21 protein-coding genes are annotated in these 26270 nt (G+C 55.1%); 14 read left to right on the top strand and 7 right to left on the bottom strand.

Annotated features, from left to right (window positions below):
• Positions 1-320: 320 nt before the first annotated feature.
• Both LA5095_RS20250 and bmt read left to right on the top strand, forming a co-directional pair.
• Complete coding sequence (locus tag LA5095_RS20250; protein WP_055118253.1) at positions 321-2882, top strand: GcvT family protein; 2562 nt, start codon at positions 321-323, stop codon at positions 2880-2882.
• A gap of 158 nt (positions 2883-3040) precedes the next feature.
• On the top strand, positions 3041-4072 hold the full coding sequence (gene bmt, locus LA5095_RS20245; RefSeq protein WP_055118251.1) for a betaine--homocysteine S-methyltransferase: 1032 nt from the start codon (positions 3041-3043) through the stop codon (positions 4070-4072).
• 65 nt (positions 4073-4137) lie between these two features.
• On the opposite strand, the gene LA5095_RS20240 is transcribed toward bmt, so the two are convergent.
• Positions 4138-4638, bottom strand: coding sequence for a hypothetical protein (locus LA5095_RS20240; protein ID WP_055118944.1), 501 nt, complete (start codon positions 4636-4638; stop codon positions 4138-4140).
• 235 nt (positions 4639-4873) lie between these two features.
• Between LA5095_RS20240 and LA5095_RS20235 the strand changes: the two genes are divergently transcribed.
• Complete coding sequence (locus LA5095_RS20235; protein WP_144436184.1) at positions 4874-6217, top strand: ferredoxin reductase family protein; 1344 nt, start codon at positions 4874-4876, stop codon at positions 6215-6217.
• Between the two features lie 98 nt (positions 6218-6315).
• The gene (locus LA5095_RS20230) at positions 6316-6741 is read left to right on the top strand and encodes a PaaI family thioesterase (RefSeq protein ID WP_055118247.1); all 426 of its coding nucleotides are present in this window, start codon (positions 6316-6318) and stop codon (positions 6739-6741) included.
• A gap of 8 nt (positions 6742-6749) precedes the next feature.
• Here LA5095_RS20230 and LA5095_RS20225 read toward each other — a convergent pair whose 3' ends face one another.
• Positions 6750-7964 carry a GGDEF domain-containing protein gene (locus LA5095_RS20225; protein ID WP_055118245.1) on the bottom strand — a complete coding sequence of 405 codons (1215 nt, stop codon included), beginning with the start codon at positions 7962-7964 and terminating at the stop codon, positions 6750-6752.
• Between the two features lie 331 nt (positions 7965-8295).
• Between LA5095_RS20225 and rplM the strand changes: the two genes are divergently transcribed.
• From rplM to LA5095_RS20210, 3 genes are all read left to right on the top strand, one after another.
• Entirely contained in the window at positions 8296-8763 is a 468-nt protein-coding gene (gene rplM, locus LA5095_RS20220; protein WP_055118243.1) for a 50S ribosomal protein L13, read from the top strand.
• A gap of 2 nt (positions 8764-8765) precedes the next feature.
• Positions 8766-9242, top strand: a complete 477-nt coding sequence (rpsI, locus tag LA5095_RS20215) for a 30S ribosomal protein S9 (RefSeq protein ID WP_035900212.1) — start codon at positions 8766-8768, stop codon at positions 9240-9242.
• 192 nt (positions 9243-9434) lie between these two features.
• A complete protein-coding gene (locus LA5095_RS20210; protein ID WP_055118241.1) occupies positions 9435-10832 on the top strand; it encodes an MATE family efflux transporter in 1398 nt (465 codons plus the stop codon).
• Here the strand turns inward: LA5095_RS20210 and LA5095_RS20205 are convergent.
• Together LA5095_RS20205 and LA5095_RS20200 are read right to left on the bottom strand one after the other, a co-directional pair.
• On the bottom strand, positions 10802-11308 hold the full coding sequence (locus tag LA5095_RS20205) for a hypothetical protein (RefSeq protein ID WP_144436183.1): 507 nt from the start codon (positions 11306-11308) through the stop codon (positions 10802-10804). The two genes, LA5095_RS20210 and LA5095_RS20205, sit on opposite strands and share 31 nt — an antisense overlap.
• Positions 11309-11490: 182 nt before the next feature.
• Positions 11491-11925 carry a helix-turn-helix domain-containing protein gene (locus tag LA5095_RS20200; RefSeq protein WP_055118237.1) on the bottom strand — a complete coding sequence of 145 codons (435 nt, stop codon included), beginning with the start codon at positions 11923-11925 and terminating at the stop codon, positions 11491-11493.
• Positions 11926-11993: 68 nt separating this feature from the next.
• Here LA5095_RS20200 and LA5095_RS20195 point away from each other — a divergent pair, with 68 nt between their 5' ends.
• Positions 11994-13217, top strand: coding sequence for an MFS transporter (locus LA5095_RS20195; protein ID WP_208992786.1), 1224 nt, complete (start codon positions 11994-11996; stop codon positions 13215-13217).
• Positions 13218-13233: 16 nt separating this feature from the next.
• Here the strand turns inward: LA5095_RS20195 and guaD are convergent, their stop codons facing one another.
• Complete coding sequence (guaD, locus tag LA5095_RS20190; protein ID WP_055118235.1) at positions 13234-14553, bottom strand: guanine deaminase; 1320 nt, start codon at positions 14551-14553, stop codon at positions 13234-13236.
• Between the two features lie 284 nt (positions 14554-14837).
• Here guaD and speB point away from each other — a divergent pair, with 284 nt between their 5' ends.
• Positions 14838-15803 (top strand): agmatinase, encoded by a 966-nt coding sequence (gene speB, locus LA5095_RS20185; protein ID WP_055118233.1) that lies wholly within the window; start codon positions 14838-14840, stop codon positions 15801-15803.
• Positions 15804-15822: 19 nt separating this feature from the next.
• On the opposite strand, the gene LA5095_RS20180 is transcribed toward speB, so the two are convergent.
• Entirely contained in the window at positions 15823-16308 is a 486-nt protein-coding gene (locus LA5095_RS20180; protein ID WP_055118231.1) for a DUF6653 family protein, read from the bottom strand.
• A gap of 409 nt (positions 16309-16717) precedes the next feature.
• On the opposite strand from LA5095_RS20180, the gene LA5095_RS20175 reads away from it, so the two are divergent.
• On the top strand, positions 16718-19039 hold the full coding sequence (locus LA5095_RS20175; RefSeq protein ID WP_055118229.1) for a sensor domain-containing protein: 2322 nt from the start codon (positions 16718-16720) through the stop codon (positions 19037-19039).
• A gap of 691 nt (positions 19040-19730) precedes the next feature.
• On the opposite strand, the gene LA5095_RS20165 is transcribed toward LA5095_RS20175, so the two are convergent.
• Entirely contained in the window at positions 19731-21536 is a 1806-nt protein-coding gene (locus LA5095_RS20165) for a PHA/PHB synthase family protein (RefSeq protein ID WP_055118224.1), read from the bottom strand.
• Positions 21537-21725: 189 nt separating this feature from the next.
• Here LA5095_RS20165 and LA5095_RS20160 point away from each other — a divergent pair, with 189 nt between their 5' ends.
• From LA5095_RS20160 to glpX, 4 genes are all read left to right on the top strand, one after another.
• A complete protein-coding gene (locus LA5095_RS20160; protein ID WP_144436182.1) occupies positions 21726-22136 on the top strand; it encodes a hypothetical protein in 411 nt (136 codons plus the stop codon).
• A 521-nt stretch (positions 22137-22657) separates the two neighbouring features.
• Positions 22658-23875, top strand: a complete 1218-nt coding sequence (locus LA5095_RS20155; protein ID WP_055118940.1) for an LL-diaminopimelate aminotransferase — start codon at positions 22658-22660, stop codon at positions 23873-23875.
• A gap of 22 nt (positions 23876-23897) precedes the next feature.
• Positions 23898-25220: a homoserine dehydrogenase gene (locus LA5095_RS20150; protein ID WP_055118220.1), complete on the top strand. Its 1323-nt coding sequence runs from the start codon at positions 23898-23900 to the stop codon at positions 25218-25220.
• Positions 25221-25272: 52 nt separating this feature from the next.
• Complete coding sequence (glpX, locus tag LA5095_RS20145) at positions 25273-26268, top strand: class II fructose-bisphosphatase (RefSeq protein WP_055118937.1); 996 nt, start codon at positions 25273-25275, stop codon at positions 26266-26268.
• The last annotated feature ends 2 nt before the right edge of the window (positions 26269-26270 follow it).

The following is a 26270-nucleotide window of genomic DNA, read 5'->3' as shown; positions in this document are numbered from 1 at the left end:
GGTGCACGACCCTCAACAAGGTCGATCGGTACCATTCAAAATCGGTGGCTGCCGGTGCTTATGAGCTGAAACGGCCGCTATTGAACCTTCCCGGTTTAGGATTTTTGGATTGTCGTGTCGTGGTGATAATGCCGCAATGACGCATTCAAGCTATTTTGCCCCTTGATCTATCGCGATACTGCCGGCCAAAGATTGAGATCCGGCACGGGCTCCTGGCCAGCCGCAACCGGGTTTCTGTTCGGTCAATCCGTCGCGGATGTCACATGTTGAAGGAAGCGGACTTGTCTGGTCGCTTTCACTTTAATGAAAAGGAATGAATCATGTCAGCATTTCCTGACAGGGCAAAAGTTGTCATCGTTGGTCTGGGCGGCATTGTCGGCGCGTCAGTTGCACACCACCTCATAGAGCGCGGTTGGGATGATATCGTTGGCATTGATAAGTCCGGCATTCCGACAGATATCGGCTCAACAGCGCACGCTTCCGATTTCTGCTACACGACAAGCCACGACTACCTTTCCGTCTGGACGACCCAGTATTCCATCGATTTTTTTGAAAAGATGGGACACTACGCCCGCGTTGGCGGTCTTGAGATCGCTCGAACCGGCGACGACGCGTGGATGGAGGAAATCAAGCGGAAAGTGACATCGGGAAAGGCGTTCGGCACGAATGTACGTCTTGTCAGCCCTGCCGAGATCAAGGAAAAGTTTCCGCTGATCGAAGAAGACATGGTTCAGGGCGGCATGTGGGATCCGGACGCTGGCCTTGTCATACCGCGGTCGCAGACTGTCGCCGGCAAGCTCGTTGACGAGGGGGAAAAGACCGGAAAACTGAAGGCATTCGCAAACACATCCGCACAGTCCCTGATTGTTGAAGGTGGCCGCATCAAGGGCGTTGTTACGCACCGCGGCACGATCACGGCCGACCATGTCATCGTTTGCGCTGGACTGTGGGGACGTCAGATCGCCGAAATGGTCGGAGAGGATCTCCCGGTCATGCCCGTCGACCACCCCTTGACGTTCTTTGGCCCCTACAACGAATTCGAGGGGACCGGTAAGGACATCGGGTATCCGTTACTGCGTGACCAGGGCAATTCGGCCTATATGCGTGATACGGGTGATCCGAAGACGGCCGAAGGCGGCCAGATCGAGTGGGGTTATTACGAAACGACGCATCCGCGCATGTGTCATCCGCGCGATATTCTGGAAAAGAACCAGGCACGGCTGTCGCCTTCCCAGCGCGATCTTGAAATGGAACAGGTCATCGAACCGCTAGAACGCGCGATGGAACTGACACCGATCCTGGGCGAGCTTGGTTACAACGAGGGCCATTCCTTCAATGGTCTGCTTCAGGTCTCGGCCGCCGGAGGACCGTCTTGCGGAGAAAGCCAGAAGGTCCGTGGTCTTTGGTATTGTGTTGCCATCTGGGTCAAGGACGGACCGGGTTACGGCAAACTGATTGCTGACTGGATTACCGACGGCCGGACGGAAATCGACCATGCCACGATCGATTATTCGCGTTTCTATGCGCACCAGCTCACCGAAGAATTCATCGAGGGTCGCTGCTATGAGGCCGCTCAGAAGATTTATTTCCCGGCCATTCACCCGCGCGAACCCTATGCCAACGGTCGAAACGTCAAGCGATCCCCGTTTTACGAACGGGAAGTTGAACTCGGCGGGCACTTCATGGAGCTTGGCGGTTGGGAGCGTGCGCACGGCTACGCCGCCAATGAGCATCTGCTGGAAAAATACGGCAACAGGGTCCCGGTTCGCGAGTCGGAGTGGGACAGTCGTCATTTCTGGCGCGTCTCGAATGCCGAACAGCTTGCCCTGAGTGAAGATTGCGGCATCATCAACCTGTCGCATTTTTACATGTTCGACGTCGAAGGTCCGGATCACGTCGAGCTGATGGAGTGGTTATGCGCCGCAAGGATCGGTGGCGACAACAACGTGGGCAAGGGGATCTACACCCATTTCCTGGATGACGAAGGCAATGTGCGTGCGGACCTGACCGTGTTCCGCATGGCCGATCGGTGCCGCATCGTCGATGGGGCCGATGCCGGGCCACGCGACTGTCTTTACGTGAAGCGCGTAGCCGAGGAAAAAGGCTTCAAGGTTACTGTTACCGATGTGAGCGAGACATTCACGACCATTGGTATCTGGGGACCGAACGCGCGCGACAACCTCAAGAAAGTCGTGTCTGACCCAGCTGCGCTCGATCCGGATAACTTCCCATTCGCGGCAATCCGGTCGATCGAGATCGCCGGCAAACCGGTCTCTGCGCTCCGTCTCTCCTATGTCGGTGAACAGGGTTGGGAACTGCACATGAAATATGAGGACGGGCTTGCTGTCTGGGATGCTTTGCGCGCGGTTGGTGTCATGGCTGTTGGCGTCGAAACCTACGCAAACTCCAGGCGCATGGAAAAGAGCCTGCGTTTGCAGAATGCCGACCTGTTGACCCAGTACAATCTCTATGAAGCGGATCTGGCGCGCCCGAAGGTGAAGGAGGCCGATTTCCGCGGCAAGGCCAAGCACCTTGAATACCGTGCCCGTGACAGGCAGCCCGCCATGCTTTGTACACTGGTGATGACCGAAAACACCGATGCCAGCGGCGTGAAGCGTTATCCGGTTGGGGCAATGCCGGTGATGGATCCGGAGACCGGCAAGACACTTGTAGACAGCCTCGGCCGGATTTCCTACACGACCTCCGTTGCTTACGGTCCGACGATCGGAAAGAACATCGCGCTGGCCTATCTGCCGCAGGACTATTGTGAAGTCGGTCGCAAGCTGACTGTCGAATACATGTCAGAAACCTATCCGGCGGAAGTCGCAGGTGTCGGCTATCAGCCTCTCTACGATCCGGAGAACCTCAAGCCGAGGAGCTGACCTCTTTCTGACGTGACAGGGGATACCCGCGACCGACCCTGACGGCGCGGGCACATCATCTGGAAAACTGTCAAAACCCGCGTGGACATCCGCGCGGGTTCTGCTATTGCAGGCAGCCAAGGCAACCAAGACGAAGCCGGAACACGAAAGACCTCCGAATGTCGAAATTTGAAGACCTTTTGGCGCGCAAGGGAGCACTCCTTGCCGATGGTGCAACTGGGACCAATCTGTTCGAGATGGGGCTGTTGTCCGGTGATGCACCGGAGCTCTGGAATGTAGACGAACAGGAGAAAATCAGGGCGCTGCACCAATCCTTTGTCGATGCCGGATCCGACATCATCCTGACCAATACTTTCGGCTGTAACCGTCATCGCCTGAAGTTGCACAAGGCTGAAGGCCGGGTGAAGGAACTCAATGTCGCCGGTGTGGAACTGGCGAAGGAAGTGGCCGCGACAGTCGACCGGGAAGTGCTGATCGGCGGTTCGATCGGCCCGACAGGCGAATTGTTCCAGCCGCTTGGTGCGCTGAGCTACGAGGAAGGCGTCGTTGCTTTCCGCGAGCAGATAGAAGGCCTCGTCGAAGGCGGCGCCGATATTCTGTGGGCAGAAACCATGTCGGCCATCGAAGAAATGAAGGCAGTCGCGGAGGCGGCGAAGGATTTCGACCTTCCACTGGTCATCACGGCCAGTTTCGACACCGCCGGAAAAACCATGATGGGCCTTGCACCCAGGGGGTTAGGCGATCTGCAATCCGATTTCGCGTGCACACCGGTCGCAATAGGGTCCAATTGCGGGGTTGGTGCTTCAGACCTGCTGGCAGCGATCATGGAAATCACCGAGGCCTATCCGGATGCGATTGTCGTCGCGAAGGCCAACTGCGGCATTCCGCAGATCCGTGGCGATGAGGTTGTCTACACCGGAACGCCCGAACTGATGGCAAAATACACACACATGGCGTTGGATGCAGGCGCCCGGATCATCGGAGGATGTTGCGGAACATCTCCGGTTCATCTTGCTGCCATGCGAAACGCACTGGACGCCCATTCTGACGGGCAACGGCCAACGCTTGACGAGGTGTTGAGCGAGATCGGTCCGCTTGTGTCGCCTCCCAACAAGGCTGCTGATGCAGCGCGGGCTGAAAGCGAGGCAGCAGGATCTGCAGGTCGGAGGCGTGGGCGCAGGCGAGGCTGAGTTTGTCCATCCCGGGTGACAGGGCGGGCATCTGACAACCAGTTCGTGTGCGCTAACGTCGCTGCTCAGCAACTGCCGGGCTTTGCGTCCTTGTAGGACTCTTTGGTTTCCTTGAGCGATGCGGAGACGATCCCCATTGGCTGATAGGGCGGATCGCTCTGCATGCCGGGATTGATCATGTGGATCTTGTAACACCCGGTAAAGACCTTGCTCTTGCCGTTGGTCTGTATGGCGTCGATTGCCACCGGCAGGGCCCAGTAGATTTGTCCGGCACCCGGGTCAGGTTCCGTAGGTCCGAATTTCACGCTCACCGTTTTGGTGTCCGCATAGCCTTTGGCCCAGGTTTCGAAATTCTGTGGAGCCGAACTTTTCTGGAAATAACCGTAGGCCTGCACGTAATACCCGTTGCTTATGGCGAAATAGTAGCTTTCAACCAGCTTCTGTGGACTCGACCGGTCATCCATGAAGGTCCAGTCATCGGCGTGTGCCAGTCCGGACAGGAAAAGCACGGCCAGGACGGTCGAAGTTTTTGTTGCAAACTGGCCAGCGGCGCGTGAATTGAGCATCAGGTATTTCTCTTTTTCCGACATGAATACAAAGAGTGAGCCGACAATACGAAATCTTCGTCGTCAAATATAGTGGAGCGCCGGGCCGCAAGGACACCATGGCTGCAACACTCGAAAAATCAGCTGACCGAAAGTGAATTAAACCAAGGTTTATTGTAATTGAACCATCTCCTGCTACTTCAGCGCTGAATTTGCTTCCAGGCGCTGAACGGAGCTTTCGAATCGGGAGAGTGACTTGAGAATATCCGGACTGGTTTTGATCGCCCTGGCATGTCTCTTGCCAATTATCTGGTTTGTTCCTCTCGCGGCAACGCGCGACCCGGTCGCGCTATTCAGCCAGTATCTCGGGTCTTCAGCGCTGGTCCTGATGGGTATCAACCAGTTCATCGCGACACGGATGCCGGGTCTCGAAACGGTATTTGGTTCGCTTGACCGGATTTATGTCCTGCACAAATGGCTCGGTGTCATCGCCATGGTCGCAATGGGTCTGCACGATATTGTCGATGCGGAAATGAACGGCCTTCGGGGCGGCCCGCTCGCCGGAATCGCCGAAGACATTGGTGAAATCAGTCTCTACGGACTTCTTGTTCTCGCCCTTGCGTCGGTCATAACCTTCATTCCCTATCATTTGTGGAAATGGAGCCATCGCCTGATCGGCATTTTTTTCGCCCTTGCGGCCTTTCACTTCTTTTTCATCGAGAAACCTTTCTCCGTTGCAGATCCGCTTGGGCTCTATATTTCGGCCTTCTGTCTGCTCGGTATCATCAGCTATCTTTGGATGTCCTTGTTCCGGCCAATGGTACCGCGTGGACACGGCTACAAGATTTCTGCAGTCAGGCATCTGGGCGGCCTGACGGAAATCGAGTTGAAACCCAAAGGCCGTGGCCTGAAGCACAAACCCGGACAATTCGCCTTTCTTTCAATCAACGGGAGCGGACTGTCGGAAGAACATCCCTTCACATTGAGCGGGGCACCCCATGAAGATCGAAGCTTGCGATTTTCGATCAAGGATCTCGGCAACTACACTCGGCGACTTCGTCGCGAAGTAGAAACAGGCATGGAGGCGACCGTCACGAGACCATTCGGTCACTTTTCGATGCCGTTCGGCAGGGACCCGCAGATCTGGATCGGTGCCGGCGTCGGTATCACACCCTTCATCGCATTTGCCGAAAGCTTGAAATCTCGGGAAACCGGCCCGGTAAAACTCTACTACTGTGTTCGCGAACGGGACGACATTCCTTACGTGGTCGAACTTGAGAAAATTGCGGAAGAGGTCTCTGGCCTTGAACTGATAATCGTCAATTCCGCAGAAGGTGTTCGCCTGACGCCAGATCGCGTTGCAACCGATCTGGGTGGCGATCTTTCACAGGCTCATGTCTTTTTTTGCGGTCCTGTTGCCATGCGAAAGGCATTGCGGCGCGGCCTCGTGCTGAAAGGCCTGCGCGCCTCGCGCTTTCATTTCGAGGAATTTCAGATGCGTACCGGTATCGGCCTCAGCACTCTTGCTGAATGGCTTTGGGACCGTGGTATCTACGCAATTGAAAAGAGGCGTGCTGCGCGGACCCAGCCTGCAGAGTAACGTTTTGTCAGCAACTGCCCTTGCAATCAATTTGCTTTGACGTTTACGTAAAAGCAGGTCGGATTACCGGCATGAATTGAAAGAGGTAGGAGACACCGATGCAGCCGGTAATGACAGCTCAGGAGATCGCCGGGTTCCTGGATCGGGAATTTCCGCAGATCCATGCCGGTGGACGTGCATATTCCATCGACAGTGTCTCGTCTGGCGAAGCGGTCATGCGCCTTGCGGCAACCGACCTCCATCTGCGTCCCGGTGGAACGATTTCGGGTCCTTCCATGATGGCACTTGCAGATCTGGCAGCCTATGTCGTGATCCTGGCGCATATCGGTCCGGTCGCACTGGCAGTAACGACCAACTTCAGCATTAACTTCCTGCGCAAACCCGAGGCTGGAGATTTGCTCGGCACATGCCGGCTTCTGAAACTTGGCAAGCGATTGGCAGTGGTTGAATGCGGTATTGCCGGGGCAGGGGAAGAGGAACTTGTCGCGCATGCGACGGCGACCTATTCGGTGCCTCCGCGGTAGAGAGTATCCTAGGCCGTCTGCTTCGGATCTTCCTGCGTAAACAGTCCTTCCAGTTCCTCGGAGTATTCGAAAACCTGACCGCGCCCGTTGCGTTTAGCAGCGTAGACGGCAAGGTCGGCGCGATGAAGCGCGGTCTTTTCCGTATCGCCCTCGGCGGTAAGATAAGCCCCTATGCTCAAGCTCGGAATGTAGCTGTTGCCATCGTGTTGAAAAGCTTTTTGCGCCACGTCCATCACGCGCCCGTACAGTTTTCGAAAGTCGTGCGGGTTTATGTTGGGACAAAGCACGACAAACTCATCGCCGCCAAAACGTCCGACTGCATCGGACTTGCCATGCAGGTTGGCCATGAGAATGTGCGAGATGTGCCGCAACAGACTGTCGCCAAATGAGTGCCCATATTTGTCGTTGACCTGTTTGAAGTGGTCGATGTCAACGAACAGAACACCGAGGCGACTGAGTGTCTGCGGTTCTGAAAATTGCCTGGTCAGAATTCCGGAAATACTGTTGCGACTCAGAGCACCCGTGAGTTGGTCATATCGCGTGAACTCCAGAAACTGTCGATCCTTCCGGATGATCTGACGTGTGATTCCGACATAGGCTCCTGCCGGGATCAACAGAACCGCGATCGTTCCGGCGATCAAGTAACCGCTGATCTGTCGAAACGAATCCTGCAGTGCTGCCTCCAGGACGCTGACATCCAAATAGACCTCGACGACACCGATGCACTCGCCGGAGGGGAGGACGGCGGGCGTGTAGATCTCGACATACGTCCGCAGGTGCTCCGGATGGCCAAGTTTTTCCTCTGGCGCATGCAGGAAGACGATGCTGTCTCCGGAATCAAACACGCCGAGTGCTCTTTCGCTGAAGAATTGTGTTGGCGCAAGAACACCGTTGTCGGACATGAACGCCAGCATACCTTCACTGTCGAACAGCTTTATGCGGATCACGCCAGTGAGCACAAACGAATTTTCCAGCTTGGCGAAATCCTTTTCCGGAGCGACTCCGGATTCAATCATCTGACTGACAGACGGTGTTGTTTCAAAGAAGTTTTCGGTCCACTTTTTCGACCGGATTTCAGCGTCTTTCTGGATCGCGATACGGACCTGCCAATCGATCAGCGCATCCAGAGAATAATAAACGACTGACACAAGAACGAACGTACTCAACAGTGCTGCGAGCAACGGGTTCGGTTTTATTCGCCGGAGGCTGCCAAGACCCATCATGCATTCTTTCAGTGATTGCAGGAGGCAAACTAGGTGGCGGGAATTAAGACTAGGTAAAATAGACGATAATTGTCAGGCGTGACGCAGGTTTGAGAATTTTCGAATAAATCCAAACGATGTAGGAATATTTAGATAAAAGAGTGCGGTAGCAGAGTACCGTTTTTTTAACTTATTGAATTTATTGGACTAAATTGACCGATGGTTCAAACAAGGTTCTTGACGGCATATTTTCGCCGGCGTATAAGCTGCCTCGAACGAATTCAGGTCCGTTCGCTGGCTCAATCGAAGCCGCGCGGGCCTTTTCTGTAACTGACCAAGTTGGATCAAACACATGAAGACCTTCTCTGCCAAGCCGGCTGAGGTCGAGAAAAAGTGGATCTTGATCGACGCAGAAGGCATGGTTGTCGGCCGTCTTGCCGCTTTCATCGCCAACCATCTGCGCGGCAAGCATCTGCCGACCTACACGCCACATGTCGACACAGGCGACAACATCATTGTCATCAATGCCGACAAGGTCGTTCTCACCGGTCGCAAGTACGACAACAAGAAATACTACTGGCACACCGGACACCCGGGCGGCATCAAGGAGCGCACAGCGCGCGGTATCCTGGAAGGCCGTTTCCCTGAGCGTGTCCTGGAAAAGGCTGTCCAGCGCATGATGCCTGGCGGTCCCCTGTCCAACAAACAGCTGAAGAACCTCAAGGTTTACGCTGGTCCGAAACACCCGCATGAAGCTCAGTCACCTGAATTGGTCGACGTCAAGGGCCTCAACGCAAAGAATGACGGCAAGAGGGCTTAAGAATGGCTGAGCTGCAATCCCTGGAAGAACTGGGCGGCGCGGTCGAGACCGCAGCCCCCGAGGCACCTGTCCACGTCCAGAAGCTGGACGCACAGGGCCGTGCATACGCAACCGGCAAACGCAAGGACGCGATCGCTCGTGTCTGGATCAAGCCGGGTACTGGCAAGATCTCCGTCAACGGCAAGGACTTCACCGAGTATTTCGCGCGTCCTGTCCTGCAGATGATCCTGCGTCAGCCGCTGATGCTGACCGATCGTGACAGCCAGTATGACGTTGTCGCAACTGTCACCGGTGGCGGTCTCTCCGGTCAGGCCGGTGCTGTGCGCCACGGCCTTTCCAAGGCCCTGACCCATTATGAGCCGGAACTGCGCGGCGTCCTGAAAAAGAACGGTTTTCTCACCCGTGATGCCCGCGTTGTCGAACGTAAGAAATTCGGTAAGCGCAAGGCCCGTCGGTCCTTCCAGTTCTCCAAGCGTTAATCGCCGAAGAAACTGGTTTCAGATTTCGAAGAACCCGCCGGAGCGATCCGGCGGGTTTTTTGTTCGCGCTACCTGCAATCGATTCATGTGAGACTTCTGTATCCCGGAGTTTTCGGCTAGAGCTGGTCCGGTCAAAACATCGCACGCATTCCGCCCCCAGTCATTCCAGCGCGCCCCAGTCGTTCAGGTTTCATGTCCCAGGCAAGATTTATCGAAGGTAGTCTGTTTCGTCACGTGACGGTGATGTCGCTGACGTCATCAGTCGGTCTGATGGCGATCTTTGCCGTCGATTTCGTCGACATGATTTTCATATCGATGCTCGGCAAGGATGAACTGGCCGCAGCGATCGGATATGCCGGGGCGATCCTGTTCTTCACGACATCCTTCAACATTGGCGTGGCCATTGCCGCCGGCGCTCTTGTGGCACAGGCACTCGGGGCCGGGGACAAGGAAAGAGCCCGCCAGCGGGCATCGACCGCGTTGACGGTCGGATTTCTGTTTGCGGCCATCTTTGCACTGGCCGTCTGGCTGTCACTGGATGCGCTTGTCGACCTGATCGGAGCCAGGGGTGTGACCCACGGGCTGGCCGTTCACTACCTCGCCATCATCGTTCCGACCCTTCCCGTGCTTCTGCTGGGCATGGCCGGAGGGGCCATCCTGCGGGCGCACGGGGACGCGAGACGTGCGATGATGTCGACAATCATGGGTGGTCTTGTGAATGCGGTGCTTGATCCGATCCTGATCTTCGGACTTGATCTGGAGTTGACCGGGGCTGCACTGGCGAGTGCCGCGTCAAGACTGGCGATCGCAGCTTTTGCCCTGGCGCCGGTCTTCCGCTTTCACGGTGGCCTCAGCCTGCCGAGGCCATTGCAGATCTTCAAGGATTTGCCGCCGATTTCCGCGATCGCGTTTCCTGCGATCCTCACACAGTTGGCAACGCCGGTAGGCCAGGCCTGGGTGACGCGGTCGATGGCGGAATTCGGTGAAGATGCAGTTGCCGGCATGGCGGTAGTCGCCCGCATGTCACCGCTTGCCTTCGCGACGATTTTTGCGCTGTCGGGTGCCATCGGTCCGATCGTTGGACAGAATTACGGCGCAGGCCGCTTTGACAGGGTTCGCGGCTCCTTGCGCGAAGCCTTGCTGTTTACAGCGCTTGTTGTCGGACTGGCAGCACTTGTTCTCTTCCTCCTGCGGGAGCCGATTGCCCGGTTGTTCGAGGCCGAAGGCATGGCACTCACGCTGATCTATCTTTTTTGCGGTCCACTGGCCCTGGCATTCTTCTTCAACGGCGTGCTTTTTGTTTCGAATGCCTTTTTCAACAATCTTGGCCGTCCCTTCTATTCGACCTGGATAAACTGGGGTCGCCATACACTTGGCACCATCCCTTTCGTCTGGCTTGGCGGGGCCTATCTTGGCGCGCCCGGCGTTCTGATCGGGCAAGCCGCCGGTGGCGTCGTCTTCGGCGTGCTCGCCCTGCTGTTGGTGCGCAGAGTGATGAAGGATGTCGAAATCCACCACGAAGAACCCAAAGGCCCGAGCCTTTTCCAGCGCCAGGCCCGTCAGGTGACCCTGTTCTTTTCAAGAAGGTAGTCGACCCTTGCCTGCTTCTTTGCAAGCGCCTTGAGTTTTTTCAGGGTTTTGATCGCAGCCATGTCACCCATGGGCTGAGCTGCGTCCGGGTCGGTTGTTCCCAGAAAGAAACTCCAGGCGAGAAAGACAGGGTTCTTGTACCTCTTCCAGGGTGTTTTTTGAGTGTGTGTGCGCGTGGCCATTATGCGTCCGGTATCAATGTCGATCAGGAATCCCTTCACGGTAATGGAAGGACGAATAACAATTGGTACCCAATAGTCGCTTTCTCCAAATGGCCCGAAATAACCGTGTCGAAGGTCGGTGATCGCGAAATGATAAAGATGACCTCCTGACATTTCCTGATCGTTCGGCACATAGGCTGCAAGACCCAGTGCAGCAGAGAAATATTGTTTCAATTCTTCCTGGCTTGGTTGCCGGCCGGCCGTTGTTCCGACCAATTCACAAAAAGAACTGACGATGTTCCAGTCCAGATGCATCTGAACGTCTCCAAGGCAGACTTTTGGAATTTTTTGTCGGCGAAACAGCCAGTTTATGATCGACATTTCAAAATCTTTGAATGAACCACCCGAATGTACATTATTCGAGAATTGATAGAAGGAATTCGCATTCAATGCCGCGTGGCGGCCGTTGCAAAAACTTAAGCAGTTCAATCTGGGATTTAAAGCTGGCCAATGTTCTTTCTTTTCTTCGCACCTACAGGTTTTCGCTTGCCTCCCACTCGCAGCAACTTGCGAAATTTCGGGCACTCCATGTGCGAGGGCGCAGAGCAATCCGCTACGTGACGGATCATGTCCCTGAGGCCGGCAAGTCTCTCGACCTGCCGGTCGAGATCTTCCGCCTTTTTTTTCAACGTCTCCCGGGAAATGTAAGGTCTGCCGTCGGAGCCGAACATGGCCTTGATTTCGTAAAGTGAAAACCCTGCAGTTTTCCCAAGTGTGATCAGCGACAGCTGGTCCAGAACTTCTGGGCCGAACAGCCGTTTCAGGCCACGGCGCCCGAGGGAAGTGATGAGGCCCTTTTCCTCATAATGCCGGAGCGCGGATGCAGCGATCCCGCTCTGTTGAGAAACTTCCGAAATATCCAGTAATTTCATGCCTTGACCTCAAGTCGACTTGAATTTGTAGAGTGGCGGGACATTTTCACAAAGGCAAGGAAATTCCCGTGTCAGACGATAGGTTATTCAAGCAACGTCCGCTCTGGATGGATGCGGTGGCGGTTGCGCTCCTGATGACTGCCACCTTCAAGATCATGGCGAATGCGACGATCAGCCCGGCGCTGCCCGCGCTGGAAGCAAGTTTTGCCGATGTCCCTGGCGCGGACTATCTGGTCAGGTTCCTGGTGTCTGCGCCCTCGCTGACGGTCGTACTTGTTGCTCCCATCGCGGGATTGATTGCAGATCGCCATGGGCGCGGGCCGTTGCTGATTGCCGGTGTCACGCTTTTTGCAATTGCCGGAAGCGCAGGGGCTTACCTGCCGGACCTGAACTCAATTCTTGTGAGCCGGCTTTTGCTGGGTGTCGCTGTCGCAATGACGATGACCGCGCAGGTCTCGCTTGTCGGTGATCTCTTCACCGGCGAGCGCCGCAGCTCATTCCTGGGATGGCAGACTGCGACCGTCAATTTCAGTGGGTTCATTTTCATTGGGTTCGCCGGATATCTGGCAGGCCTGTCTCCGCGTCTGCCATTCCTGATCTACGCAATTCCAATACTTCTCCTGCCGTTGCTCGTGTCCATTGGTCATCGCGAAAAACATGCGGGCGAAGGGGTTGAAGGAGTGCCGGCGAGCTCCACGGGAGTCACGCCCAATCAGAGGTGGGTGATACAGGCCCTCATGGTTGCCGCACTGGCAATGACGACGGTTTCACTTTTCTTCCTGATGCCGAGCCAGTTGCCGTTCTACCTGGACCGGAGTGGTTTTGAGAGTGCATCTGCAACGGCCGTCGCATTGGGTACATTGACCCTGGTTGGAGGGTGTGTCGCGCTGATATTCAAAAGGGTTTGCAGTCGACTGGGACTGGCATTGACCTTGTCGGTTGGATATCTGGTGATGGGAGGCGGATTTGTTGCGCTCGCCGTGGAGGCCACGTGGGTCTTTATCTTGGCTGGTGCTGCATTGATCGGTGCGGGCTATGCGTTCGTCCAACCGGGGTTTCTGCTTCTCGCTCTTAAGGTGGCACCACCGGAGCGACGGGGAACTGTCTCGGGGTTCGTGACCACCGGCATGTTTCTTGGCCAGGTCATTTCGCCGATTGTCATGACACCATTCCTGCAAATTGAAGGTTTCGGCGTGGTCTTTTTCGGTATCGCGCTTGTCCTGATGTTGCTCGCCGTATTGTCGTTGTTACCGGCGTTTCTTCGTCTGGAAAAGAAATCCGGTGCAACCTGATCGGATGACATTCGAATCAGGGTTTCAGACGAACTGACTTCTGTCTGTTTCCCGCGACATAGGTTTCAACGACGGCCCGGTCGTCACCGAGCGTCTGCAGCAGAAACAATTCCTCCGACAGGGTCTCGACGGTTTCCATCCTGAGTGCCATCGTTTGTGTCGCGCCGGCGTTTAGAACCACAACGTCAGCGTCAGAACCGGCGTCTAGCGTGCCGATTCTGTCCGACAGCGACAAGGCCTTGGCATTTCCAAGTGTTGCCCAGTAGAAACTCGTCAGCGGGTGCATGCGTTGGCGCTGAAGTTGCAGGATCTTGTAGCCTTCGTCCAAAGTGCGCAGCATCGAATAGTTGGTGCCCCCTCCGACATCCGTTGCGATCGCGGTTCTGATGCCTGCGCTTTCAATGCCTGATTTGTCGAAAAGCCCGCTGCCGAGGAAGAGGTTGGATGTCGGACAGAAGACGGCGACAGCACCCGTTTCACGCATGACCTGAAGCTCATGCCCGGTCATGTGAATACAATGGCCGAGCAGGGTCTTGGACCCAAGGAGATCAAAACTTTCGTAAACGCCCAGATAGTGGGCGGCATCCGGATAGAGTTCTCGGGTAAAAGCGATTTCGTTGTGGTTCTCGTTGATATGCGTTTGAAGATGGCAGTCCGGATTTTCTCTCAGTAGGCTTCCGGCGGCATCAAGCTGTTCAGGTGTTGACGTAATGGCAAAGCGTGGCGTGATCACATATCGCGCGCGGCCCCTTTCGTGCCACTTTGCAAGTAGTGCCTTGCTGTCATCGTAAGAACCTTGTGCCGTATCGCAAAGCGCTTCAGGCGCGTTCCGGTCCATCATCGTCTTGCCGCCGAGCATCATCATGCCGCGGCGTTCTGCCTCTTCGAAATAGGCATCGACGGAATTCGGATGGCTGGAACAATAGGCAACAGCGGTGGTCGTGCCATGTGCGATGAGTGCATCGTAAAAACCGTTTGCGATCCGGTCAGCGTGAGCCTTGTCGGCGAACCGTAATTCGGCCGGAAAGGTGTAGTCGTTCAGCCAGTCCAGCAATTGATCAGCCCACGATGCAATCACTTGAGCCTGTGGAAAGTGGATATGCGTATCTATGAACCCGGGCAGGAGAAGATGAGGGCGATGATCAACGATTTCCGTCCCGTCCGGTGCGCCTGATTGAACTTCCGCAAATGGCCCACGCACTTTGATCTTGCCGTCCGAAAGCAGCAATGCGCCATCTTCCTCGTATGAAAAGGCGGTTATGTCTTCAGGTCCGTTCGGCGCCGCGTGGAAGGTCAGCGTTCTGCCGCGCAGGATTATGGGTTTCTGGTTTGCCACAGGCTGAGATCCTTGATCGGTCTTGTGGGATTTGGAAACAAGTTAGACAAGTTTTAATCCTGCGGGCGGCAACGAACAATGGTTAGCTACAGACCTGTTGAAAAAGCATGTGCCAGCCTGAGTGAGAGCAGGTTCGACAAGGCCCGCCAGGGACTTCGACTGTTTCGATTGGCAGCCACAGATGCCTTCTGTTAAGACCGTGGAGGAGCAAATGCCGGTCAGAACAACGAAGGGCAGGGATCTGTTTGTTGGAATTGCCGGCCACCCGATATCAGGATGTCAGAATGTCTGCTGAATTACCCCGCCCGACGGATAATGCCTTTCTTGGTCAGTCCTTGAAGGGCGGGTCGCACGAGTCGACTTATGCCGGGGCGCTTTCCTTCATGCGACGCCGGTACAGCCGCGATCTGCAGGGTGTCGACCTGGCTGTATGGGGTATTCCGTTCGACGCTTCCGTTTCCAACCGGCCCGGAGCCCGGTTCGGTCCTCAGGGTGTGCGCCGTGCATCGGCGATATTTGACGGTGACCCGCAATATCCTTTTCATATGGATCCTTTTGAAGAGCTTGCCTGCGTTGACTATGGCGACTGTGTCTTTGACTACGGTCGCAATGCGGATATTCCAGGTCATATTGAAGCGCAGGCAGCGGAAATCCTCGCGACTGACACGCATCTGTTTTCAATCGGCGGGGACCATTTTGTCACCTATCCGCTTTTGAAGGCCCACGTTGCCGCGCACGGTCCTCTGGCCCTGGTCCAGTTCGATGCGCACCAGGACACCTGGCCCGATGAGGGCGACCGGATCGACCACGGGACTTTTACGGGAAGGGCAGTGAGGGAGGGGCTGATTGATCCCGCCAGGTCGATTCAGATCGGTATTCGCACGCACGCTCCCGAAACTTGTGGTCTGGACATGATATTCGGTGAGGAAATGGATGAGCTCGGCATCAAGGGCGTAATCAATCGTGTCGTCGAGCGTGTCGGTTCCGGACCAGCCTACATGACCTTTGATATCGATTGTCTCGACCCGGCCTTTGCTCCCGGCACCGGTACGCCGGTGTCCGGCGGCTTGTCATCGCGAGAAGCGCTTTCCATCCTGCGTGGACTAGGCAAACTTGACTTTGTCGGCGGGGACGTGGTCGAGGTTGCGCCTGCATACGATCACGCCGATATCACCTCGATTGCAGGTGCGAGTGTTGCCTTGACCTACATAGGTCTTCTCGCAGAGAAACGGATACGCAAAGGGCAATGAAAAAGGTTGTCCGGAGTATCTAAGGCTTTGCTCTGGCATTGTCGTTGCCCGGAGTAGCCAGCCAGAACCTGTACAGAGGCGCTTTGTCCTTCATTTGCCGGAATAGCTGGATCAGCTTGTGAAAGCATACGAACTGGGTGCAATAGGCGACAGCAAGGCCTGTCGCCGCAAGAACGGGCGAGGCTGTCGCTCCACCAAGTAGTGCAATCAGCGAGCCAAGCCAGAAAACTACGTAAAGCGTTGTGATGCGTGTGCCCAGTTGGGAGGGGATAGGGACTGAAAGTCTGTTCAGCCAAATCCGTTCGCCAAGCCCGACCGATTTTGCCCAACCGCATTTGCCGTTTCGTTTGGCGGGGATGCGCTGCAGCAGTATCAGGCAGACTATTGCAAGCGACGTCGCCACAATTGCTGTCATCATTCCCAGGGAGACATGCGACCACAAGGTTGCCGTAAGAAGCGCGGGTGCAATGATCTTTGTGTATGTCGACAGTGCGCCCGCTGGCATTCTCCCGCCTGAACTCAGATTGGACAAGCCGGAATTCGGACGATGAGCGCTGAACCCGGTTGGCCGGGGGCGTGAAAACTGATGACGTTGATTGGTCTGCATGGTTAACGCTGCGCTTACGAACGAGCTGCCACCTTACTCCCAGACCCCGACGCTTGGCAATCGCATGCTCATCAACTGGTAGTCAGCTGACATGGGTTTCCCTTGCGCGGTCGTGTGGAGGGCGGCGATGGAGTCGGTAACTTCAACCGCGGAAACTGAAAATACAACCAGTGGTTATGTTTAGTATTCTCTACGTAAGTAGATTGTGTATTTTCGAAATTTTCTTTTCGTTTATTGTTTATTAGTTGGTGAATACATATTATGGCGTTTTTATAGGCATAAATCATAAAGGCAATTCGGCGACGGCATGGCCCAGGAGAACAGCCTCACGGCAGCGCAAGCTGGTTTGTTGACGAGCGGGAAAACTCTTGCCGAGGAACTGGAACGCATCAATCAACTCGATCATCTGAGCAAGGATGATCAATTGCACTTGAGCGGCGATTGGGTGCAGACGCTCGTAAATCATGTCTCGGACTATGTTTATGTGAAGGATCGGCGCCACCGTTTTGTCGCGGCCAACCATCAGGTTGCCTTTGACCTGGGATTTCACGAACCTACGCAAGTCATCGGCAAGACCGACATTGAGCTCCACCTGCCGGATACCGGAAGCAAGTTCGCCGCTGCCGAGGTGGCGATCATGGCCTCGAAAGAGGCGAGCATTGACTATGAAGAAAAGCTGATCCTTGCAAACGGCAAACGTCGCTGGCTGTCTTCCTCGAAGTTTCCGGTCTTGAACGATCAGAACGAGGTTGTTGGTATCGTCGGTATCTCTCGTGACATCACAGAGCGCAAGAAGTCCGATTTGCTGCAGCAGGGACAAAACAAGGTTTTGCAGGAAATTGCGAATGCAAAGCCTCTTCAGGATGTACTCGAAACGCTTGTTCTGACAATCGAAAGCCAGATGGATGGGGTTGTCGGGTCGGTCATGCTGGTCACCGAAAACGGCAAAAACCTTCAGGCCGCTGTGGCTCCAAACCTGCCCAGCGAGTATGTGGACCTGTGTGACGGCCTTCCGGTCGGACCAAAGGTCGGGTCCTGCGGCACGGCTGTTTACAGACGAGAGAGCGTTTTTGTTGAAAACATTCACGAAGACGAATTGTGGGAAGATTTTCGGGAGGCCGTTAGTCGGTTTGAAATGCGGTCTTGCTGGTCGGTGCCGTTTTTTGGAAAAGACACGCAGGTCCTGGGCACCTTCGGACTGTATTCCAACGAGGTCCGGAGCCCGACGGAACATGAAAAAAAGCTTGCCGTGGAAGCCGCGCGTTTGGCGTCGATTGCAGTTGAAAGAGAGCGGGCGGAAAAGGAAATACGGTTTCTCGCAAGCCACGACGTGCTGACGGGTCTGCCCAACAGGCATGACTTCAAGGCGAAGCTCGCGGAAAAAATCGAGTGCAGTAGAAAAACCGGTGATCCGGTGGCCGTACTTTTCGTCGATCTCGACAACTTCAAATTTGTCAATGACAGCTTTGGTCACGCAATCGGCGACCGGGTATTGACGATCGTCGCTGAACGGATCCTTTCGGTCCACGACCGAAGGCACCAGTCTATCCGTTTTGGTGGTGACGAGTTCGTGTTGATTGTCGAGGGCAAGGACGCCGACAAGCCCGCGCTCATTGACTTGATGGCACGGTTGAAGAACGAGATCACCAAAACAATCAGAATCGGCGATCTTTCCTTCCATGTCACTTGCAGCATTGGTGCGGCTTGTCATCCGCTCGACGCGGAAAATGCCGAGCAACTCCTCAAGAACGCCGACAAGGCGATGTTCGAGGCCAAGTCTCAGGGACGGGACGGTTACAAGGTCTTTGAAAATACAAGACCGGGAACGTCGGTTAATCGACTGACACTGCTGGAAGACATGCGCAGTGGCATCGCGAAGGGGGAATTCCACCTTAAGTATCAACCACAATACGATCTCTTTACCGGTAGGATTGTCGGAGCTGAAGCACTTGCACGCTGGCAACATCCGGTTCTTGGTGAATTGATGCCGGAGCAGTTCATACCGCTGGCGGAAGACAGTGGCCTGATCGTTCCACTCGGGCGCTGGGTGCTGTTTGAAGCCTGCCGCCAGAACAGGGAATGGCAGAGGGAAGGGTTGGTTCCGATTACCATTGGCGTAAATGTCTCCGCCCGTCAGTTTCGTGATGTGGGCTTGATTACGGATGTTCGTGAAACACTTGGAAGGACCGGTCTGGCTGCCAACTATCTGGAGTTGGAAGTCACGGAAAGCCTGCTTATGCAGAATGCCGACCAGGCGGTTCGGCTTATGGACGATTTTCGAAAGATCGGTTTGAAACTTGCGATTGACGATTTCGGCACCGGATTTTCAAGTCTGATTGCGCTGAAAAGCTTTCCATTGACCCGCCTGAAGATCGACCAGAGCTTCATCCGGGACCTGGAGACCGACGAAAACGACCGCAGCATCGCTCGTGCCATCATTTCATTGGGACGAGAACTCGGTTTGAACGTTGTTGCGGAGGGGGTTGAGACTGCAAAGCAACAGGCATTCCTGGCCAGTTGTAAATGCGAGACTGTACAGGGGTTCCACTTCGGAAGACCGATGTCGGCTGAAAAGCTCGGCAAGTTGCTCGGGATGTCGCTCACGACAATAAATGCCCGCTTTGGCTGACAACCTCTTTGGCTCGCTTGAACGATAGCACTAAAAACGACCGTCTGTCCGCAAATATTCAGTAAGAACATCCGCCCTCGTTTCATGCGTCTGGCGATCGCCTGTGTAGATAACCCAGAGTGCCCTTCCGATCGGATGGGTCTCCTTGACAAGACGAAGATCCATTCTCACGCAGGGAGACTTCGGGGATAGGTAAGTGTTCCGTGGGTTGAGATGACCTTCATGTCGGGTGGCCAGTCCGTTGGTCAACTGAGGTAAGAGCCGGCTTGTCACAATGGCGTATTTCTGACCAATTTCTACATGAGACGGCCTCTCCGAGGACTGCTTCATTAAGTTCTCATGCGACTGGAACTTGATGACTGCAATATCGTTTGTTCGAAAATTGCCTCTAAAACTTTGTCTTACACTGAAAACAAGTGTCTGCTCATAGGCGCGGTCGTCTCGTTTCGACACCGGACCAGCTTGTAGCAGCTCTCCAAAAAACGCTGTCTTTGCATCCAGTGCGATCCGAAGTTCGATCCCGCGCCCGCTACAAGCATGTGAAATTGAACTCGTAGAAGCAAAGATCAGCAGCGCTGCACCAATCCTCATTAAAGCAATCAATTCAGCGCTTCCGTACACGTGGTGCAGGCCTCATTGTTGAAGGTCGTTGCGTGAAAGAGGTTGGATCCGTAAATCGTTCTTTCCGAGTCTACACTTTCTTCATGACGTAAGAGCCGGGCGCATCTTCCAGTATTTTCACGCGGTTCGCACCGGGTTTGCGCGCTTTGGCCGTGGTCGGGTCGACCGAGCGGATCCATTCGTCCCAATAAGGCCACCACGACCCGGGGTGCTCTTCCGCATTCTTGAGCCAGTTTTCGAGCAAGCCCTTGGGGTCTCCGCCGGTCCAGTACTGGTACTTGTTTTTGGCTGGAGGATTGACGACGCCGGCGATATGGCCGGAACCTGCAAGTACATAATTCACCGGCCCACCGAAACAGCCCGACCCGAGAAAGACCGATTTTGGCGGCGCGATATGATCCTCGCGCGTGGCCAGGTTGAAGATCGGTATCGTCACTTTGGAGAGGTCGAGCGTTTCGCCGGCGACTTCCATCTCTCCCTTGGACAGTTTGTTGTCCAGATAACAATTGCGCAGATAAAAGGAATGGTTTGCAGCGGGCATGCGCGTGGAATCCGAATTCCAGTAAAGCAGATCGAAGGGAAAGGGTTCCTTTCCCTTCAGATAGTTATTCACAACATACGACCAGATCAGATCGTTTGAGCGCAGCATGTTGAATGCAGACGACATTTTCGATCCGTCCAGATAGCCATGTTCCGCCATCCGCTTTTCCAGCATCGAAATCTGCTCTTCATCCACGAAAACCTTCAGATCGCCTGCAAAGGTGAAGTCGACCTGAGTTGTAAAGAAGGTTGCTGTCTTGATGCGCTCGTCACCGGTTTTTGCCATATAGGCCAGAGTGACCGCAAGCAGTGTGCCGCCGACACAATATCCGATCGTATTGACTTCTTCCTGCCGGGTGGCGCGTTTGATGACATCGAGCGTGTCGAGTATGCCTTCCTTCATATAGTGCTCGAAACTTTTCTGGGCCTGACCTTCATCAGGATTGACCCAGGAAATGACGAACACAGTATGTCCTTGATCGACAGCCCACTTGATGAATGATTTGTCGGGATTGAGGTCAAGGATATAGAACTTGTTGATCCAGGGCGGCACGATGAGGAGAGGGCGTTTCAGAACCTCTGTTGTCGTCGGCGTATATTGAATAACCTGGCAAACGTCGTTCTGCGCGATCACCTTGCCCGGTGTATTTCCGAGATTGTCGCCGAGCTTGAATTTCGACGGGTCCGTTTGCCGGATCTTGAGTTCGCCCTGACCCGACTTCAGATCTTCGACAAGATGCTGCATTCCCTTGACCAGGTTTTCCCCGTTGCTTTCCATCGTGAGTCTCAGCAACTCGGGATTTGTCAGAACGAAATTCGACGGTGAGATCGCGTTGGCGATCTGGGTGACGTAGAATTCGGCCTTGTGGCGCGTGTGTTCATCCAGTCCCTGAGCTTCGTGGACCATGTCCTCGGCCCACTTGCTGGTGATCAGATAAAGCTGTTTCACGAAGTCGAAGAATTGATTGTTCTCCCAGTCCGGGTCTGCGAAACGTTTGTCCCTTGGCGGTGTTGCAACGGCAGGCTCGGAGGGTTCACCCATCATCCGCTTGAGCGACGAATTCCACAGTTCGATATATCCGCCCCAGAGCCGGGATTGTGCCTCGATGGCTCTCTGGGGGTCTGAAACCCAGTATTCGCTTACCTGAGCAAGCGTCTTCACGACACCTGTCAGTTCATCTGTCGAATCGGTTTTGATTTTCCCCTGTTCACGCGGCTCGATATATGCCGCCATTGCCTTGCCGGCCTGTTCAAGTGTTTTTGCCAGGTTTTGGGCAAACGCTTCCGGGTTGTTGATGATGTACTGCAACATCGGATGCGGTCGATCGTCAGACATGGACGGGAGTCCCTCCGGTAATTTTTGCCCGCCGGCCAGGGGAAGGTCAGAGAGCCGTGGCGACCCAAGTAACGTTATCTCGTTAATTCTTCGCCGGTATTTTCATCATGAACTTATTTATGACACATGGAATTGGTGCCGTCGATTGGTATTGAGGCGTATGGATCGCACTCTGGCTGGAAGCGATTCATGACATGGGGAAGGACACTGAGATCTGATCTGGTGGCGTGTGTGGTCTCAAAATGCTGGATAACCGGCCACGACAGAAGCATGATCGCACGTGATCTGATAGCATTTTGCATAAGAAGCAGAGGTCGCGCACCGCGCCTCGATACAGAGAGTTCGGCAGTCAACATGTTCAGGGGAAGCAAGGTCCCGGTTTTCATTGTGTTGTCCCTCGCACTGTCTGCATGCAGTGTCGGGCCTGGCACACCACTAATCGTTGCCCTGAAGGCAGACAAGAGCCAGTTGAACGGGAACGTTCCCAAGCCGAAGGGTTATGGCCCTCCGGTGAATGCGGGTGTGTCCAGCGGTCTCATCAATCCGGAGGACCGGGAAGAGACCGCAACCTATCTGGAGTCTCTCACAACGCCGCAGTGAAGCCGGATCCGCAGACATCGAAACTCCCGGCAAGTGCAATGTGACGGCGTTCGTGTTCTCGCCAGTTTTGTGGCTCTCAGCTAAGTCTTCCTTTAACAGCGCCAACTCTTGGATCCGGCGAGATCAAACCGGCAAGGGCATGCATCCGCCAATCTCGGCAATGCGTGCCGCTAGTGCAGTGCCCAGTTGTCACTTGGTATCTCGCAAGACGCGAAAAATCCGGCGAGCTGCGCAGCGGCAAGAGACTTTTTCCATTGAAGAGGAAAGCTGCTTGGCCGTTCTCAGTCAGCAATCGGATCATGAACTTTGGCAGTTTTGGCACTCTGCAGTCAGTCTAATCGTTTTAGGTCAGGCGGATTGAAAAGGCACCGGAATTCCATTTTAACAAACACTCCAAAATTAGGTGTCTAGTTTCGCAAAGACAGATGCGCAATCGGTTCGAGGCTGCTAAAAGAGCCCCGCCAAGCGCACTGTCATTTGTGCTGGTGCCGCAGCTTCGTCAACTCGCAAGGATCCGCGTCATGGAGGAATTCCATAAGATCAAACGGCTTCCGCCGTATGTCTTCGAGCAAGTCAATCGCTTGAAGGCCAAGGCGCGCGCGGCAGGGGCGGACATCATTGATCTGGGAATGGGCAATCCTGATCTGCCCACACCGAAACACATCGTCGACAAGCTGACCGAAGTCGTTCAGGACCCCAGGACACACCGGTATTCAGCTTCAAAGGGCATTCAGGGACTGCGCAAGGCGCAGGCCGCCTACTACGGCCGCCGTTTCGGTGTAAAGCTTGATCCGGACACGCAGGTCATTGCGACGCTCGGGTCCAAGGAAGGTTTTGCAAACATGGCTCAGGCGATTTCGGCGCCGGGAGACGTGATCCTGAGCCCGAACCCGAGCTATCCGATCCACACTTTCGGTTTTTTGATGGCTGGCGCGTCCATCCGCAACGTTCCTGCCGAACCCGGACCGGCATTCTTCGATGCGCTTGAGCGGGCGGTCATACATTCTGTGCCCAAGCCGATCGCAATCATACTGTGTTACCCGGCAAACCCGACGGCCTATTGTGCCGATCTCGAGTTTTACAGGGACGTGGTCGCGTTCGCGCGCAAGCACAACATCTTCATTCTCTCCGATCTTGCCTATTCAGAGGTCTATTTCGGACAGACGCCGCCTCCCTCCGTGCTTCAGGTGCCCGGCGCGATGGATGTAACGGTCGAGTTCACGTCGCTCTCGAAAACCTTTTCCATGCCCGGTTGGCGAATGGGGTTTGCGGTGGGAAATGAACGGCTGGTTTCAGCACTGGCACGTGTGAAGTCGTATCTCGACTATGGAGCATTCACCCCCATTCAGGTTGCGGCAACCGCAGCATTGAACGGGCCGGAAGACTGCATTGTCGAAACCCGTGATGTCTACAGAAAACGCCGTGATGTTGTTGTCGACAGTTTCAGCCGCGCGGGATGGGATGTTCCTGCTCCTGAGGCAAGCATGTTCTGCTGGGCTCCGATACCGGAAAAGTTCCGGTCTCTGGGGAGCCTGGAATATTCCAAATTGCTGCTCGAGCGTGCCGACGTTGCAGTCGCACCGGGCATAGGATTTGGCGAACATGGCGATGACTATGTGCGTATCGGACTGGTGGAAAACGAACAGCGCCTCAGGCAGGCAGCCAGAAATATTCGCCGTTTCCTTGAAACTGCAGATCAAAAGCTGCACAACGTCATCCCGCTCGAGACATCAGGCTGAATAGAACTGGACAAAATTCTCAATGGCTGAAGCATTGAAAGTTGGCGTAGCTGGCCTTGGCACGGTAGGCACGTCCGTGGTGCAACTCCTGGAAAAACACGGAACGCAAATTGCGCGTAAGACCGGTCGCGCTGTGACAGTAACAGCTGTCAGCGCACGTAGCCGAACCAAGGACCGTGGGATCGATGTCTCGATTTTTGACTGGTTTTCAGATCCGGTTGAGATGGCGAAACAGGCTGATATCGACATTTTTGTCGAGTTGATTGGCGGGGATACAGGGGCGGCAGAGGACAGTGTCAGAGCCGCACTTGCACGAGGCGTTCACGTCGTGACGGCCAACAAGGCGCTGCTCGCGCGTCATGGTGTCGATCTCGCGGAAGTCGCTGAAGAGAATAATGCCTGCCTCAACTATGAAGCTGCAGTTGCCGGCGGTATTCCGATCGTCAAGACCTTGCGCGAATCCATGACGGGCAACGACGTCAGTCGCGTCTACGGTATTTTGAACGGTACGTGCAACTACATCCTGACGAGGATGGAGGCCGACGGCATCAGCTTCGAGGACTGTCTTGCCGATGCACAGCGCCTGGGCTACGCGGAAGCCGATCCGACTTTCGACATTGAAGGCAATGATACCGCTCACAAGCTCGCGATCCTGACCAGCCTTGCATTTGGAACCCGGATCTCAAGCGACAATATTTACATGGAAGGCATCACCTCGATCGCGACAGCCGATATTCAGGCCGCCGACGAACTGGGTTTCCGGATCAAACTGCTCGGCGTCGCGCAGCGCACCGAAACCGGAATTGAACAACGCGTTCACCCGACGATGGTACCCAAATCCTCTGCGATAGCCCGTATTGACGGCGTATTGAACGCAGTGGCGGTTGACGGTGACTTTGTCGGCGAAATCGTGCTGGTCGGACCGGGAGCAGGGGGTAACGCAACGGCTTCATCCGTAGTGGCAGACATTGGTGATATTGCGCGGGGCGACAAAACCCTTGTCCTTGGAATGCCTGCAGCGGATTTGAAGCCTTATGAGCGCGCGCGCATGCGCCTCCATGAGGGCGGGTACTATATCCGTCTGTCTGTGTTCGACCGTCCTGGCGCGTTTGCTGAAATAGCACGTTGCATGGGCGACGCCGGAATTTCTCTGGAATCGATCGTTCAAAAGCGCCAGGCATTGGAAGAAGTCCAGGCAAAACATGACACGGATCAACCACAACCGGTCATCTTGATCACGTATGAAACGACCGAAGTCGCCATCAAGGAAGCCCTGGATGTGATCATGTCCAAAGGGGTTGTCGCTGAAGAGCCCCAGATGATCCGAATTGAAAAACTGAATTGACGTATATGTGCCTGCCCGGGTTTCGTTCCGGGAGGAGAAACTGGAGATTTTGATGTCCAATTCTGAAAATCAGCCGTCAAGCGGACTGGACCGTATTCTGACCCTTGAACTGGCGCGCGTCAGTGAGAGAGCGGCTGTTTCGGCAGCTCGTCTGCGCGGTCATGGTGACGAGATGGCAGCTGACCAGGCGGCAGTGGACGCAATGCGCCGGGAGCTTAATCGTCTTCCGATCGACGGCACGGTCGTGATCGGAGAAGGTGAGCGCGACGAGGCTCCCATGCTTTATATCGGCGAAAATGTCGGGACGAAGCAGGGTCCCAAGGTGGATATTGCGCTTGACCCGCTGGAAGGCACGACCATTTGCGCCAAGAACCTGCCTAACTCGCTGGCGGTTATTGCGCTTGCTCCTGCCGGTGACCTTTTGAATGCGCCGGACAGTTACATGGACAAGATTGCAATCGGTCCGGGCTACCCCGAAAACCTGATCGATATCGATGCGCCGGTCGCCGACAATATTGCGGCCGTTGCAAAGGAAAAGGGCGTCAACGTTCATGAAGTGACCGCATGTGTGCTCGATCGCCCGCGCCACGCCCGCCTCATTGAAGATATCCGTGCGACGGGCGCTGCAATTCGTCTGATCGGCGATGGCGATGTCGCCGGTGTCATTCACACGACCGATCCGGACGAGACAGGCATCGACATCTATGCAGGTATAGGCGGAGCGCCGGAAGGTGTTCTTGCGGCTGCGGCCTTGCGATGCATTGGCGGTCAGATGCAAACCCGGCTCGTCATTACGCGCGAAGAACAGGTCGAGCGCGCGCACCGGATGGGCATCGAAGACATCAAGAAGAAATATACGCTTGAGGAAATGGCTGGCCCGGACGTTCTGTTTGCGGCAACCGGGGTGACCGACGGGAACTTCCTGCAGGGTGTCCGCTTTGGGCGGGAACACATCACCACCCACACGGTTGTCATGCGGTCGTCCACTGGAACTGTCCGTTACATCAAGGCCCAGAGTACGGATCTGGAAAAGTTCCACCTGGATTGAGG

The sequence above is a fragment of the Roseibium album genome (assembly GCF_001404515.1).
Classification (GTDB): domain Bacteria; phylum Pseudomonadota; class Alphaproteobacteria; order Rhizobiales; family Stappiaceae; genus Roseibium; species Roseibium album.
This window is presented reverse-complemented; position numbering and strand designations above follow the sequence as displayed.

Bases quoted from the DNA above. Each gene is read 5' to 3' on its own strand.
- bmt (WP_055118251.1), top strand. From the start codon at position 3,041: ATGTCGAAATTTGAAGACCTTTTGGCGCGCAAGGGAGCACTCCTTGCC.
- glpX (WP_055118937.1), top strand. From the start codon at position 25,273: ATGTCCAATTCTGAAAATCAGCCGTCAAGCGGACTGGACCGTATTCTG.
- LA5095_RS20200 (WP_055118237.1), bottom strand. From the start codon at position 11,925: ATGAAATTACTGGATATTTCGGAAGTTTCTCAACAGAGCGGGATCGCT.
- rplM (WP_055118243.1), top strand. From the start codon at position 8,296: ATGAAGACCTTCTCTGCCAAGCCGGCTGAGGTCGAGAAAAAGTGGATC.
- rpsI (WP_035900212.1), top strand. From the start codon at position 8,766: ATGGCTGAGCTGCAATCCCTGGAAGAACTGGGCGGCGCGGTCGAGACC.
- LA5095_RS20160 (WP_144436182.1), top strand. From the start codon at position 21,726: ATGACATGGGGAAGGACACTGAGATCTGATCTGGTGGCGTGTGTGGTC.
- LA5095_RS20205 (WP_144436183.1), bottom strand. From the start codon at position 11,308: ATGCATCTGGACTGGAACATCGTCAGTTCTTTTTGTGAATTGGTCGGA.
- LA5095_RS20230 (WP_055118247.1), top strand. From the start codon at position 6,316: ATGCAGCCGGTAATGACAGCTCAGGAGATCGCCGGGTTCCTGGATCGG.
- LA5095_RS20240 (WP_055118944.1), bottom strand. From the start codon at position 4,638: ATGCTCAATTCACGCGCCGCTGGCCAGTTTGCAACAAAAACTTCGACC.
- LA5095_RS20180 (WP_055118231.1), bottom strand. From the start codon at position 16,308: ATGCCAGCGGGCGCACTGTCGACATACACAAAGATCATTGCACCCGCG.
- LA5095_RS20150 (WP_055118220.1), top strand. From the start codon at position 23,898: ATGGCTGAAGCATTGAAAGTTGGCGTAGCTGGCCTTGGCACGGTAGGC.
- LA5095_RS20165 (WP_055118224.1), bottom strand. From the start codon at position 21,536: ATGTCTGACGATCGACCGCATCCGATGTTGCAGTACATCATCAACAAC.
- LA5095_RS20225 (WP_055118245.1), bottom strand. From the start codon at position 7,964: ATGATGGGTCTTGGCAGCCTCCGGCGAATAAAACCGAACCCGTTGCTC.
- LA5095_RS20155 (WP_055118940.1), top strand. From the start codon at position 22,658: ATGGAGGAATTCCATAAGATCAAACGGCTTCCGCCGTATGTCTTCGAG.
- LA5095_RS20210 (WP_055118241.1), top strand. From the start codon at position 9,435: ATGTCCCAGGCAAGATTTATCGAAGGTAGTCTGTTTCGTCACGTGACG.
- LA5095_RS20250 (WP_055118253.1), top strand. From the start codon at position 321: ATGTCAGCATTTCCTGACAGGGCAAAAGTTGTCATCGTTGGTCTGGGC.
- LA5095_RS20175 (WP_055118229.1), top strand. From the start codon at position 16,718: ATGGCCCAGGAGAACAGCCTCACGGCAGCGCAAGCTGGTTTGTTGACG.
- speB (WP_055118233.1), top strand. From the start codon at position 14,838: ATGTCTGCTGAATTACCCCGCCCGACGGATAATGCCTTTCTTGGTCAG.